Here is a 13,308-nt window from a genome sequence, read left to right as displayed (position 1 = left end):
CTGGAATAGTCGGAGAAACTCCGACTATTGGGCTCCCCCGGCCCGCGAGCTGAATTGGCCACATTCTCCGACGCGCCTGCGCAACCGCGACGGCGTCGGCCGCGTTATATCAATAGAGCGAAAAACCGAATTGACGGGAGAGAGATAGATGATAGAGCGCGGCGAACGGATAGGAAACTGGACGAGGTGGGCGAAGGCGGTCGCCATGCGAACGGCGGTCGTCGCGACGGCGGCGTTAGCATGGCCGGGGGCGGCGAGCGCGGCGACGCCGGCGGAGCAATTGAACGAGGTGTTCGGCTACATCGAGGAGCTGCATGTCGGCGGGAAATCCGCCGAAGCGCTTCGCGACGCGGCGATCCAAGGCATGCTCGACGAGCTGAACGATCCGTACACGCAATATTACGACGAGGAGCAATGGAAGGCGCTGTTCGACGCATACGAGCAAGTGATCGTCGGCATCGGCATCCGTTTCGCCAAGACGGAAGACGGTCTGCTCATCCTGCGCGTATATAAGGATTCCGCCGCGGAACGCGCCGGGCTCCGCGAAGGCGATATCGTGCTGCGCGTCGACGGCCAGGACGTAAAGACGCGCACGCTTGACGAGCTGGCCGACGTCTTGCTCGGGCCGGAAGGCTCCGAGACCAAACTGGAGGTCGCTGACGGCGTAAGCCGCATTATTAAATCCGTGACCATCGTCCGCCAGCCTTTCCATATTCCATCTGTTTCCTACGAAATGATGGATCATGGCGCGGGATACATCCGGATCGACTCGTTCTCGAGCGACACCGCGGCGCTCGTCGGCGAGGCGCTGGCGTCGTTCGGCGCCGAGTCCTCGCTTCAGGGACTCGTGATCGACATTCGCGGGAACCCCGGAGGGTACTTGGAAGCGGTGCAGGGCGTCGCGTCGCATTTCATCGAGCGGGGAGCGTTGCTGCACACGGTCGGGCGGGACGGGAAACAACAAGCCGTCACGATCCGGGACGGGGAGAAAGTCGGCGTTCCGGTCGCCGTGTTGGTCGACGGGGGAAGCGCGAGCGCGTCGGAAGTGTTCGCGGGCGCAATGCAGGACTACGGCGCCGCGAAGATCGTCGGCACCCGCACGTACGGCAAAGGCAGCGTCCAACAGCTGATTGCCCTTGATACCGGCGGGGGCCTCAAGGTGACGGTAGAGCACTATTTGACGCCGAAGCGCCGCCCGGTGAACGGCGTCGGCATCGCGCCGGACATTGCGGCGGAGACGCCGCTGGCCGCAACGCTGGCAGGCCTGCGAGCCGTCGGCATGCAAGCCGCGAAGGTGGAGCTGCTCGGACACGAGACCGTCGTTAACGGCGTGTCGTTCGACGACGTCGTCGCGACGATCCGGGAGGGCGGCCGCACGTTCGTGCCGTCACGCGCCTTGGCGGCCGTCGCCGGCGGGAATGCGTCATGGGACGGCGCGACGAGCTCGGTCAAGCTGTCGGGACCGGGCTTCTCCGCAACGTTCGGCGCCGGAACGGGCCTGCTGTTAAGGGACGGCGTCGGGTACATCGATCTTGCCGCTTTCGCGAAGGCATTCCCGCATATCCAAGCCGAAGCTGGCCCGAAGTCCGTCGTACTGGAGTGGAACGAGCATGGGTAACATTCGGATTCTTGACGATCACCTGGCGAACCAGATCGCGGCCGGCGAGGTCGTCGAACGGCCGTCTTCGGTCGTGAAGGAACTTGTGGAAAACGCGATCGACGCCGGCAGCCGCACCATCGACGTAACGGTCGAAGAAGGCGGCGTGAAGAGCATCCGCGTCGTGGACGACGGCTCCGGCATGGCGCCCGAGGATCTCGAGCTGGCTTTCGAGCGGCATGCCACCAGCAAAATTCGGACCGGGAAGGACCTGTTCGCGATTCGGAGCCTCGGCTTTCGGGGCGAGGCGCTGCCGAGCATCGCGGCGGTCGCCCGCGTCGAGGTGTTGTCCGGCGCGGGCGAGGACGGCGTGGCGCGGCGGATCGTCATCGAAGGCGGGACGAAGCTCGCCTTCGAAGAGGCGGCGGCCCCGCGCGGGACGGATTTTCGAGTACGGGATTTGTTTTTCAACACGCCAGCCCGGTTAAAGTACATGAAGACGGTGCAGACGGAGCTGGGCCATATTACGGATTATATGTACCGGCTTGCGTTGTCGCGCCCCGACATCGCGTTCCGCCTCGAGCACAACGGGACGCAACTGCTCGATACGGCCGGCACCGGCGACCTGCAGCAAGCGGCTGCCGCGGTGTACGGCACGGCGACGGCGAAGCGCATGATCCCGATAGCGGCGGAGACGCCGGACTACAAGCTGTCCGGCTGGATCGCCCGTCCGGACGTGACGCGTTCGAACCGGGGCGGCATCACGGTCGTCGTGAACGGTCGTTACGTGCGCAATTTTCAGGTCGCTCAGGCGATTCTCTCGGGGTACCATACGCTGCTCCCGATCAACCGGTATCCGGTGGCGATTTTGCATATCGAGATGGAGCCGACGCTCGTGGACGTGAACGTCCATCCGGCGAAGCTCGAGGTGCGCTTCAGCAAGGACGCGGAGCTGTCGGAGGCGGTGCAGCACGCGGTTCGCGCGGCGCTGCGCAAGGAGACGCTGATCCCAAGCGGCATGGCGGGGCGGGAACAACGCCGATCCCCGAACGGCGCTCGCCCGCAGGCCGTGCAGGAGACGCTCCGGCTGTACGATCCGAAGCCCGCGCCGTTCGCGGAGCCGCCGAGGCCGCCGTCGCCTTACGCCGCGCCGCGGCCGAACGCGTCGGCGCCGACGCCCCCTGCGCCGCCCCGCGCCGCGACGGCAGGCGAGTCGCGTGCGCCGTATCACGCGGCGCCCGCGACGCCGCAGCGGCTTTGGGAGCCGCGGGACGCGGAACGGGTGCTCCGCGCGATGGGGCCGCTGCCCGCCGCGCCAGGCAGGGCGCCCGGCGAGCCGATGGAGGATTCGGCATCCCCCGTCCCGCAGGCCGACCCGGGGGAAGCCGCCGCTTCGCCGGAAGCCGCCGCGCCCTACGCGCCGCCGCCGAGCGACGACGACGCGCCGGACGCGCCAGACACGCCGAACGCGTCCGACGCGGCGGAGGAAGGCCCTCGCTTTCCGCAGCTGTATCCGATCGGGCAGCTCCACGGTACATACATCGTCGCCCAAAACGAGGACGGCTTGTTCTTGATCGATCAGCACGCCGCGCACGAGCGCATTAATTACGAGGCGTTTTATCGCAAATTCGGCAGCGTCGAAGCGGTCAGCCAGCTGACGTTGTTCTCCCACACTATTGAGTTCACCTCGGCAGAGGCGCAGACGCTGCGCGGCCGCCTGCCGCTGCTCGAGAGCGTCGGCGTGTATCTCGAGCCGTTCGGTGGGAATACCTTTAAAGTAAGATCTCATCCAAGCTGGTTCCCGGCCGGGGAAGAAGCGGCGCTCATCGAAGAGATGACGCAATGGGTGTTGACCGAACGCAGCCCGGACGTCGCGAAAATTCGCGAGGCGTCCGCGATCATGTGCTCGTGCAAGGCGTCGATCAAGGCGAATCAGCCCCAGTCGCACGCCGCCCTCGAGGCGCTGCTGTCGCGGCTTGCCGCTTGCGTCAACCCGTTCACCTGCCCGCACGGACGGCCGATCGTGGTGAGCTTCACGAAACGGGACTTGGAAAAAATGTTTAAACGGGTGATGTGATGCGGATCGTAACGACGACGACGTACGACCCCTCCCGCGACATCGAGGCGCTCGCCGCGGAAGAAGCGGCGAAGCTCGGCGCCCGCTATGCGCGGAGAGGGCGGACGTCGCTGCGCAAGCTTCGGGCGGCGCATCCGGAGGCGGATGTCGTCGTCTTCGGGACGAATACGCTCGAATGGCACCCCGCGAGCGGCGGCGAGCCATTCTTTTTCCATCCAGGCATGGGTCTCATCCGGGCGAAGCGGATCGCCGCCGGCGCGCGCGACGCGATGCTGGCAGCGTGCGGCTTCGAACCCGGAGACGCCGTCGTCGATTGCACGGCGGGGCTCGCAACGGACTCGATCGTGTTCAGCTTCGCCGGCGGGCCCGAAAGCCGGGTCGTCGCCGTCGAGAGCCAGTTGCCGCTGTATTATATCGTTACCCGCGGATTAGGCGCCTATGAGAGCGAATGGCCTCCGTTCGACGAGGCGTTGCGCCGCATCGAGACGGTGCGCGCCGAGCATACGGCCTACCTGCGGACGCTTGCGGACCGGAGCGTCGACGTCGTCTATTTCGACCCGATGTTTCGGGATCCGGTGGCCGCCTCCGCGGGGATCTCGCCGCTGCGCGCGTTCGCCAACGACGCGCCCGTCGCCGAAGAGGCGATCGAGGAGGCGCGCCGCGTCGCGCGCAAATCGGTCGTCCTGAAGGAAAGAAGCCACGCGGCGGAGTGGCGCCGGTACGGCTTCGAGATCGTCTCGAAGCCGAACGCCCCCGTCGTTTACGGAGTGATACGCCCTTGAGAGAGAACGCAAAAGCGAAAAAAACGCCGCTCCTCGTCCTCGTCGGCCCGACCGCGGTCGGCAAGACGGCGTTCAGCCTCGATATCGCGAAACGCCGGAACATCGACATCATCTCCGGCGATTCCGTGCAAGTTTATCGCGGCATGGATGTCGGCTCGGCGAAGGCGACGCCGGCGGAGCGCGCCCAGGCGCCGCATTACATGATCGACCTGCTCGACCCGGACGAGCCGTTCACCGTCGCCGACTTTCAGGAGCGGGCGACGAGACTGATCGCCGAGAGCGCCGCCCGCGGCCGATTGCCGACGATCGTCGGCGGCACGGGACTGTATATCGAATCGGTCGTGTACGGCTACCAATTTTCGGATGCGGTGGCCGACGAGGCGGCGCGGGAGCGTTGGAACGCCGTCGCGGACGCGGAAGGAACGGAGTCGCTGCATGCGACGCTGCAGGCGCGCGATCCGGTCTCGGCGGCGCGCATCCACCCGAACGATCGGAAGCGACTCATCCGAGCGCTGGAAATCTTCGATGCGACGGGGCGGCCGATGTCCGAACAAGCCCAAAAGCGGGAGAAGAGCTCCCCTTACGAGCTATGCATGATCGGCCTGACGATGGAGCGGGATAAGCTGTATGCCCGCATCGAGGCGCGGGTCGACGCGATGCTTGAGGAAGGCCTGGTCGAAGAGGTGCGGACGCTCCTCGCGCGCGGATATGACCGGTCGCTGCCGTCCATGCAGGCGATCGGCTACAAGGAAATCGCCGCTTACGTCGCCGGAGAAATTTCGTACGACGAGGCCGTATATTCGCTGAAGCGAAACACGCGCCGCTTCGCGAAACGCCAGCTCAGCTGGTTTCGGGCGATGCCGCAAATTCATTGGGTCGACGTGACCGACACGGCAAATTTCATTACCCATAGCGACAGAATTAATGATATAATAGCCACAACGTTTCCGTCGTCGGACGATCCATTCAACCTGCCAGAGGCATAGGGGGCTTCATGATGAACAAGTCGATCAACATACAAGACACGTTTTTGAATACGCTTCGCAAGGAAAATATTCCGGTCACCGTATACCTTACGAACGGCTTCCAAATTCGCGGCGTCATTCGCGCTTTCGATAATTTCACGATCGTAATCGACAGCGACGGCCGGCAGCAGATGGTGTACAAGCACGCGATCTCGACGTTCACGCCGCAGCGGAGCGTGTCGCTCGCGTACGAGACGAACGCGGACGCGTAGGTTTGAAACTTTTTCCCACGGGCATCGTCTATAAAGATACGCCGGAGCAACCCTTTCGGGGTTGTTCTTTTTGTGCGTAAAGAGAAACCTACTCTGTGTAGGAACCGGATGTTGAGGGGTGAGGCGAATGAATGCAAGAAGATGGGTAATCGGTATTTTCGGCATCTTGACGTTGGGACTTCTCATTTTCATCGCCGGGTATCTCGTAATTTACATGAACGGGTATACGCTGCTGCAGAAAAACCAAGAGAAGCTCGACATGGCCGAGGCGACGGTCGTGCTCGATAAGGACGGGAACGAATTCGCCCGGCTGTTCATGCAGAACCGAAAGCTCGTCACGCTCGACGAGGTGCCCGACCGGCTCGAGCAGGCGGTCATCGCCACGGAGGATCAGCGGTTCGAGGAGCACGCCGGCGTCGACTTCTGGTCGATCGGCCGCGCGATCGTGAAGGACATTCTCGCCAGGGACCTTGTCGAAGGCGGAAGCACGATCACCCAGCAGCTGGCGAAAAACTTGTTCCTCTCCGCCGACAAGACGTTCTTCCGCAAGGCGACCGAGGTGTCGATCGCGCTCGCGCTCGAGAACAGCTTCAATAAGGACGAAATCTTAGAGATGTACTTAAATCGCATCTATTACGGCAACGGGGCGTACGGCGTGAAAGCGGCGGCGGAGCTGCACTTCGGCGTCGACGATCTGAATGAGCTCAGTTTGCTGGAAATCGCCGTGCTCGCGGGCATGCCGAAGGCGCCGGAGACGTATTCCCCGACCAACGACCCGGAGAAAGCGTTGGAACGAGCGGCGGTCGTGTTGTCGCTGATGGCGGATCAGGGATACATTTCGGAAAACGAACGTCGCGAAGCGCTCAACGACACGCTCCGCAAGCCCGCCCCGCGTCCCGATCGGACCGCGTCGGCAATCCGGGATTACATCTTGGCGGAAGCGGCGCGGGTAACCGGGTATTCGGAGGAGCAGCTGCGCATCGGCGGATACGAAATTCGCACGACGGTCGACATGGCCGCCCAACGGGCGATCGACCGAGCGTTCGCGAACCCGGAGCTGTTCCCGGAGGACGGGCCGGAGCAAATCGCGCAAGGCGCGATGGTGATCGTCGACCCGAAGACCGGCGGCGTGGCGGCGATGAGCGGCGGCAGAAACTATGTGGAAAAGGGCTTCAACCGGGCGCTGAACGACCGGCAGCCCGGCTCGGCGTTCAAGCCGATCGCCGTCTACGCCCCGGCGCTGGAAACCGGCGAATGGCATCCCTATTCGGTGCTGAAGGATGAGAAGATGGCCTTCGGCGATTACAAACCGAGCAATCTCAGCGGCAAATACGCCGGCGAAATGACGATGCTCGAGGCGGTGCAGCGCTCGATCAACCTGCCGACCGTCTGGCTGCTGAACGAAATCGGCGTGAAGCGCGGACTCGAGTTCGCCCGCAAACTCGGCATCGACATGGACGCGGGCGACCGGAACCTCGCGATCGCCCTCGGCGGTCTGACGAGGGGGGCATCCCCGCTCGAGATGGCGCGGGCGTACGGCGCCTTCGCGAACGGCGGCGTGCTGGCCGAGACGCATGTCATTACGGAGGTGCGCGACAGCGAGGGCCATCGGATTTACGCTCATGAAGTCGCCGCCGAGCGCGTCATGAGCGAGAAGACGGCGTATTACACGACGTTCTTGCTCGAGTCGGTGACGAAGAAGGGCGGCACCGGTACGAAGGCGAATTTCGGCCGTCCGGTCGCCGGCAAGACGGGCACGACCCAGCTTGGCCTCAAGGGCGTGAAGGATTCGAGCGGCAACCGCGACATCTGGTTCGTCGGATATACGCCGGAATACGCCGCGGCGGTGTGGATGGGCTTCGACGACACGAACGCGAAGCACTTCGTGAAGTCGGGCAGCGGCACGGCGGCGGCGATGTTCGCGGCCGTCATGAAGGAGGCGCTGGAAGGCCGCGAGGTGCAGGATTTTCAGCGTCCCGAGGGCGTCAGCGAGCCGCAGCGACCGAAGCCGCCCGCGCCGGTGACGGACTTGTCCGCGCTGTATGATCCGGAGAAACGGGAAGCGGTTCTTTCCTGGACGGCCGTGGAAGGCGCGGACGTGTACCGGATGTATCGGAAGGCGGCGACCGAAGCCGAAGCGCAGGTCCTTATCGAGACGGAAGGGTCCGTCGTGATCGACATCTCCGGCGCGCCGGGCGCGACGTACGAATACTACGTAACGGCCGTGTCGTCGACGGAGCAGCTGGAGAGCGAACCTTCGAACGTCGTGCAGGTCGCCGTGCCGGGCGAGGACGAAGGCGCCGGTAGCGGGGAAGACGACTTGTTCGAGCTCCCGGACGTATTGCCGGACGGGGAAGCAGGGGGCGACGGAGCCGGCAACGACAACGGCAACGGTAACGGCAACGGCAACGGTAACGGCAACGACACCGGCACCGAGGAGGGCACTCAGGAAGGCGGCTCCGAGGGAGGGGCCGGCGCAAACCAACCCGGCGGCGCCGAGGCGCCCGGTGATGAAACCGGCGAGCAGGAGCCCGTTGGCGAGGGAGAAGACGGGGGAGACGTTGTCTTGCCCGGCGGATTGTAAATAAAGCGGAAACACGCCCCGGCGCCGTCCTGGAGCTTCGCTCCGGGCGGAGCGGGGGCTTTCCCGAGAGGAGACGATGAGACGATGATGCGGATGAAAATGAAAGCGATAGTTGCCTCGCTAGCCTTAGCGGCGATGTTGACCGGCTGCGGAACGGATGCCGGCGAACGACAACAAGGCGCAGGCGGCGAAGCGCAAGCCGAGCGTCGGACAAGCTTCAGCGAAGCGCCGGCGATGCAAATCGATACGTCGAAGACGTATACGGCAACGGTAAAGACGACGAAGGGCGAGTTTACGATCGAGTTGTTCGCGAAGGACGCGCCGATCGCGGTAAACAATTTCGTGTTTTTGGCGAAGCAGCGATACTTCGAAGGGATCGTCTTCCATCGCATCGTGCCGGGCTTCGTCATTCAGACGGGCGACCCGACCGGCACCGGACGCGGCGGGCCCGGATATACGTTCGAAGACGAGCTGGACAGCCCGCACCAATACGAGCCGGGCATCGTCGCGATGGCGAATGCCGGCAAAAACACGAACGGCAGCCAGTTTTTCATCTGCACCGGCGAGTGGAGCAAGGACCTCAATCAATACCCGGATTATACGATCTTCGGACGGGTCGCTTCGGGGATGGACGCCGTGCTCGCCATCGACGCGACGCCGGTGGGCGGTCCGCAAAACCAGACGCCGCTCGAAGAAGTGAAGATCGAGTCCGTTACGATCCATGAGAGCTGATCGACCGACCCGGGTGTACGGCGTCGACTTTAGCGGCGCAAAAGATCCTTCCGGCAAGCTGTACGTGGCGCAGGGCACGCTGTCCGCGGACGGCGGCGCGTTCGAGTTGGAGTCGTGCGTTGCTTGCGACGACCGGCTGGATGCGTTCGCGATGCTGCTCGGCGCGCCGGACGGCTCGGTATGGGGCTTCGACGCGCCGTTCGCGCCTGCATCGCCGGCCTACGACGCTTTCGGATTTACGCAATGGGAGGAGTGGCTGTCGCTGGCGGCAGGCTCCTCCCGTTCGTCGTTCTTGGAGGCGCTCGACCGCTTGTTTCCGGCGCACGAGACTCCTTGCGTCGCGCATGGCTGGGCGTGCCGCCACACGGACGTCGCCTGCCGCGCGGCGAGTCCGTTCAAGCGGGTGCAGCCGAATCTTCGCGCGATGGTCTACGCCGGTTGGAAATGGCTGTCCTATGCGAGGCAGGCCGGCTGCGCCGTCTACCCGTTCGACCGCCGAGACGCAGCTCGCTCCTCCTCGCCCGTCCTGTTCGAGGTATACCCCTCTTACATCGCGCGCGCGGCGCAAGGGCGCCGCAGTCTCGATGTGTCGGCCGTCGCCGCCTACGCGCAGGCCTATGCCGGGTGGCGCGAGCATCCGCTATCGGGCGACCTCGGCGCCGCCAGCCAAGATGCGGTCGACGCGTGCGCCGCCTGCTTGACCCTCGCCGTGGTCGTCGCCCGGGAGGGCGCCGCGCTCGCCTCCGGTGCCCGTCCCGGCTTCGCGAACGATCTCGAGTGGGAGGCCCGGATGCGGGAGGGGCTCATCGTTCGGCCGTCCGGCGCATAAGATGTACCGTCGACCCCATTCCGCCGATCTCGACCCTCCCGCAATCCTGCCGGCGTACCGCCCTCGGATGAACATTTTCCGCGATAAAAAATTTTCGGCTGTAGACGGGTGCCCACGCGAGTCACGAAAATCTGGGCACTTGCGTATACTGCTAGCACCCTTCCACAATAAAAGAGGTGAGCCCATGAACAACCGCAGCACGCTGAGAGACGCGAATGCCGCCGTTCCCGTTCCGCCCGCCGCTCCCGCCGAAAAGCCGTCGCGTAAAATTCAAGTCGTTCTGCGCAACGGGGACACGCAACCGAATCCGGCCCCTTCCCCGACGCCGACGGTTCACCCGAAAACCTTGCTGCTGCAAAGCCCGTTCGGGGACATTTTCAAAGAGCTCGACGCCATGGTCGGCCTTGAGCACGTGAAGGAGCTCGTTTACGAAATATACGCCATGCTGCAGATCTCCCAATACCGCGCGGAGGCGGGACTGCAGAGCAAGTCGCATGTATATCATATGATTTTTAAAGGCAATCCGGGCACGGGCAAGACGACCGTCGCGCGGCTCGTCGCGAAGCTGTTCCACCGCATGGGCGTGCTGAGCAAGGGGCACTTCATCGAGGTGGAGCGCGCCGATCTAGTCGGCGAATACATCGGCCATACGGCCATTAAGACGCGGGAGCTGGTGAAGAAGGCGCTCGGCGGCATCCTGTTCATCGACGAGGCGTACAGCCTTGCGAGAGGCGGAGAGAAGGACTTCGGCAAAGAAGCGATCGACGCGCTCGTGAAGGCGATGGAGGATCACCGGGAGGACTTCATTCTGATTTTGGCGGGGTACTCGGAGGAAATGGAGCAGTTTCTGACGCTGAATCCGGGGCTGCCGTCGCGCTTCCCGATCCAGATCGACTTCGGCGATTATTCGGTCGACGAACTGCTGCTGATCGCGGAGCTGATGGCGAAGGAGCGCGAATACGTCTTGCTGCCTGGGGCGACGCATCGATTAAAGCAGATGCTGACCGAGGAAAAACACGTCTTCTGGCGGTCGTTCGCGAATGCGAGGTATGTGCGCAACCTGCTCGACAAGGCGGTGCGCAATCAGGCGGTGAGGCTGCTGCATCAGCATCCGAACGTGCCGTCCAAGCAAGAGCTCATGACGCTCCGCCCGGAAGATTTATCGGGCAAACGATAAATGCAGAGGCCTCCGGCGAACCGGAGGCCCCTTTTATTTACCGAACGAAAGTCCCGCCGAGAGCAACGGGCCCTCGTACATAATGCGCGTGATAATCATCGCGACGTCGCGCGACGGCAGCCTGCGCCCCGTGGCGAACCAATGCAGCAGCAGTCCGAGATTGGCGGACGTCATATAGGCGATTAAATAATCCTTCGGTACGCCGCCCGGAAGCTCGTCCGGCAGCGCGCGAAATACTTGTTCGTACAGTCGTTCCGTTATAAAACCTCGAATTTGTCCGGGCAACGAAGGGTCTCCGTTCGCGCCGAGCATGATGTCAAAGAAATCCGCATGCTCCTCGAAATAACCGAGCAGCTTGACGGCGACGGGGTAGGGTTCACCCTTTTCCGCATAACGCTTAATGTCCAGTGGATTGATTTGCTCCAACCGCTTCGCCAGTCCTTCGAAAATGTCCCTCTTTACCGACTCGAGCAAATCCGCCCCATCCCGGTAATGCAAGTAAAACGTCCCGCGATTAAGCTCCGCGCGTTCGGTCAAGGCGCTGACCGTCAAACTCCCGACGCCATGCTCGGCGATGAGCTCCAGCATCGCTTTGCGGAGCGATCGTTTCGTCTTCGATTTGCGACGATCGATTTTCCCTTGGATCGCGAACACCCCTTCCCGAAATAAATTATAAATTATTGAACAAAGTCGACTAAAGATGTTGAGTAATGAACAAGGCGTTGAAACATTGACGATTGATACAACCGTTACAGTCATTATAATGAACAGTGTGATGATAAATCAACAATATGTTCATTAATGGAGGCGGTTCGATTGTTGTTCTTGAAGCAAAAAGCGTTGTGGATCGGGGCGGTTGCCGCGTTCTGCGTCGTCGTCGTATTCGGTTTGGCGTTCATGGGTTCGGTAATCGGCGCAAAGCCGAAGGAGCTGCCCGTCGCGCTCGTCGTGCTGGACGAAGGCGCTGCGTTGCCGAACGGCGAGCAGTTGAACCTTGGCGAGACGATTCGGACGAAGCTGCTCGCCATGGAAGGGCTGCCGATCGCTTGGGTGCCGGCGGCATCGGAGGAGGAGGTTCGCCTTGGCTTCGAAGCGCGTCGATACTACGGAGCGTTGATCGTTCCGGCGAACCTGACGCAAGGCGTGTTGTCGCTGGCGACGCCGGTGCCCGCGCCCGGCGAAGTGCAGCTCCTTGTCAACGAAGGCATGCATGCACAAGCCGCAGCGGCGGTGAAGACGGCGTTGACGCAGCTCGCGGCAGGGTTGCGCGGGGAGGTTTCGAAGCAAGCGTTCGCCATGGCCGGGCAACGTTCGGGTACGGGCACGCTTCCGGTCGAAGCGGCGGTCGCGCTCATGACGCCCTTCGCCGTCTCGGAGGAGGTCGTTCACCCGATCGGCTCGAATCAAGGGAACGGAGGCGCCCCCGGGATGCTCGTTCAAATCGCTTGGATCGGCAGCATGGCCGCAGGCGTCGCGTTATTTCTCGCAGGCCGCGCTTCCGGACGATCTGCAGGCGAACGCTGGAAGGCCGTATCGTGGCAGACGCTATTAGGCATCCTACTTTCAATGGCCGTTTCCGCTCTGATCGTCTGGTCCGCCGGCGCATGGTACGGCATGGAGATGAGGGATGCAGTCCGCGTCTGGTCGGTGCTGTGGCTGGTCGGCGCATCCTTCTTGTTTACGATCGTCGCATTGCTTCGATGGATCGGCTTGCCCGCTATCGGCATCGCCGCCTTACTCATGTTTTTCTCCATGCCTGTGTTAAACATGGCACCCGAGTTTCTGCCCGAGGCGACTCGGAATTGGCTTTACGACTGGACGCCGCTTCGATTCGCGGCGGACGCCGTAAGGACGGCGCTCTACTTCGACGAGCCCTCGGCCGATCGCATTCGCTTCCTCTGGTGGCTCGCGGGAATCGCCTTAGCTGCGACTTGGGGATCCGCTTGGAAGAAGGAAAGCACGCGCGCCGGGGCGACCGCCCACGTATAATACGCGCGCACCGCGCCCGCCGATGCGAATCGGCGGGCTATTACGCTGCGCTGGAAGGAAAAGGAGGTTGCATCGTCTCATCGATTTATGATATATTCTTCTTCCGGCCGCGAGAGCGCCGGGGCAAGAACAGCAAGGTCGGGAGAAAGAAAAAACATTCCACTTGCAATGACGCTTGCGATTATGATATATTCAAATTCCGGCCGCGAGAGCGGGTCGGACAAGCAGTACGAGTAAAGCTTGTTCCTTGAAAACCGAACATGAGCGAAATATGCTTTAGCTAGCTTGTAATGAGCACAGTTGA

At 62.8% G+C, this 13,308-nt stretch carries 11 protein-coding genes; 10 read left to right on the top strand and 1 reads right to left on the bottom strand.

The window, feature by feature from the left end; all coding sequences use genetic code 11:
- Nucleotides 1–148: 148 nt before the first annotated feature.
- The 9 genes from VEZ38_RS01890 to VEZ38_RS01850 all read left to right on the top strand — a co-directional run bounded on the left by VEZ38_RS01890 (nt 149) and on the right by VEZ38_RS01850 (nt 11,015).
- A complete protein-coding gene (locus tag VEZ38_RS01890; protein ID WP_324891409.1) occupies nt 149–1,618 on the top strand; it encodes a S41 family peptidase in 1,470 nt (489 codons plus the stop codon).
- Nucleotides 1,611–3,674, top strand: a complete 2,064-nt coding sequence (gene mutL, locus VEZ38_RS01885; RefSeq protein WP_324891407.1) for a DNA mismatch repair endonuclease MutL — start codon at nt 1,611–1,613, stop codon at nt 3,672–3,674. The genes VEZ38_RS01890 and mutL overlap by 8 nt, the downstream gene beginning before the upstream one ends.
- A complete protein-coding gene (locus VEZ38_RS01880) occupies nt 3,674–4,456 on the top strand; it encodes a class I SAM-dependent methyltransferase (RefSeq protein ID WP_324891405.1) in 783 nt (260 codons plus the stop codon). The genes mutL and VEZ38_RS01880 overlap by 1 nt, the downstream gene beginning before the upstream one ends.
- Nucleotides 4,453–5,442 carry a tRNA (adenosine(37)-N6)-dimethylallyltransferase MiaA gene (gene miaA, locus VEZ38_RS01875; protein WP_324891403.1) on the top strand — a complete coding sequence of 330 codons (990 nt, stop codon included), beginning with the start codon at nt 4,453–4,455 and terminating at the stop codon, nt 5,440–5,442. The genes VEZ38_RS01880 and miaA overlap by 4 nt, the downstream gene beginning before the upstream one ends.
- A gap of 11 nt (nt 5,443–5,453) precedes the next feature.
- Nucleotides 5,454–5,693, top strand: a complete 240-nt coding sequence (hfq, locus tag VEZ38_RS01870) for an RNA chaperone Hfq (RefSeq protein WP_324891401.1) — start codon at nt 5,454–5,456, stop codon at nt 5,691–5,693.
- A 127-nt stretch (nt 5,694–5,820) separates the two neighbouring features.
- Nucleotides 5,821–8,277: a PBP1A family penicillin-binding protein gene (locus VEZ38_RS01865; protein ID WP_324891399.1), complete on the top strand. Its 2,457-nt coding sequence runs from the start codon at nt 5,821–5,823 to the stop codon at nt 8,275–8,277.
- Nucleotides 8,278–8,364: 87 nt separating this feature from the next.
- Nucleotides 8,365–9,009 (top strand): peptidylprolyl isomerase, encoded by a 645-nt coding sequence (locus VEZ38_RS01860; RefSeq protein WP_414694640.1) that lies wholly within the window; start codon nt 8,365–8,367, stop codon nt 9,007–9,009.
- Complete coding sequence (locus VEZ38_RS01855) at nt 8,999–9,838, top strand: hypothetical protein (protein WP_324891395.1); 840 nt, start codon at nt 8,999–9,001, stop codon at nt 9,836–9,838. Before VEZ38_RS01860 ends, VEZ38_RS01855 begins: the two co-directional genes overlap by 11 nt.
- A 184-nt stretch (nt 9,839–10,022) precedes the next feature.
- Nucleotides 10,023–11,015: an AAA family ATPase gene (locus VEZ38_RS01850; RefSeq protein WP_324891393.1), complete on the top strand. Its 993-nt coding sequence runs from the start codon at nt 10,023–10,025 to the stop codon at nt 11,013–11,015.
- A 33-nt stretch (nt 11,016–11,048) separates the two neighbouring features.
- Here VEZ38_RS01850 and VEZ38_RS01845 read toward each other — a convergent pair whose 3' ends face one another.
- A complete protein-coding gene (locus VEZ38_RS01845; RefSeq protein WP_324891390.1) occupies nt 11,049–11,669 on the bottom strand; it encodes a TetR/AcrR family transcriptional regulator in 621 nt (206 codons plus the stop codon).
- 165 nt (nt 11,670–11,834) lie between these two features.
- Between VEZ38_RS01845 and VEZ38_RS01840 the strand changes: the two genes are divergently transcribed.
- Nucleotides 11,835–13,004: an ABC transporter permease gene (locus tag VEZ38_RS01840; protein ID WP_324891388.1), complete on the top strand. Its 1,170-nt coding sequence runs from the start codon at nt 11,835–11,837 to the stop codon at nt 13,002–13,004.
- Nucleotides 13,005–13,308 lie beyond the last annotated feature (304 nt).

It is taken from the genome of Paenibacillus sp. (genome assembly GCF_035645235.1).
Lineage (GTDB): Bacteria > Bacillota > Bacilli > Paenibacillales > YIM-B00363 > Paenibacillus_AE.
This window is presented reverse-complemented; position numbering and strand designations above follow the sequence as displayed.

Coding starts and splice junctions, on each gene's coding strand:
- VEZ38_RS01890 (WP_324891409.1), top strand. CDS start 149: ATGATAGAGCGCGGCGAACGGATAGGAAACTGGACGAGGTGGGCGAAG.
- mutL (WP_324891407.1), top strand. CDS start 1,611: ATGGGTAACATTCGGATTCTTGACGATCACCTGGCGAACCAGATCGCG.
- VEZ38_RS01880 (WP_324891405.1), top strand. CDS start 3,674: ATGCGGATCGTAACGACGACGACGTACGACCCCTCCCGCGACATCGAG.
- hfq (WP_324891401.1), top strand. CDS start 5,454: ATGAACAAGTCGATCAACATACAAGACACGTTTTTGAATACGCTTCGC.
- VEZ38_RS01865 (WP_324891399.1), top strand. CDS start 5,821: ATGAATGCAAGAAGATGGGTAATCGGTATTTTCGGCATCTTGACGTTG.
- VEZ38_RS01860 (WP_414694640.1), top strand. CDS start 8,365: ATGCGGATGAAAATGAAAGCGATAGTTGCCTCGCTAGCCTTAGCGGCG.
- VEZ38_RS01855 (WP_324891395.1), top strand. CDS start 8,999: ATGAGAGCTGATCGACCGACCCGGGTGTACGGCGTCGACTTTAGCGGC.
- VEZ38_RS01850 (WP_324891393.1), top strand. CDS start 10,023: ATGAACAACCGCAGCACGCTGAGAGACGCGAATGCCGCCGTTCCCGTT.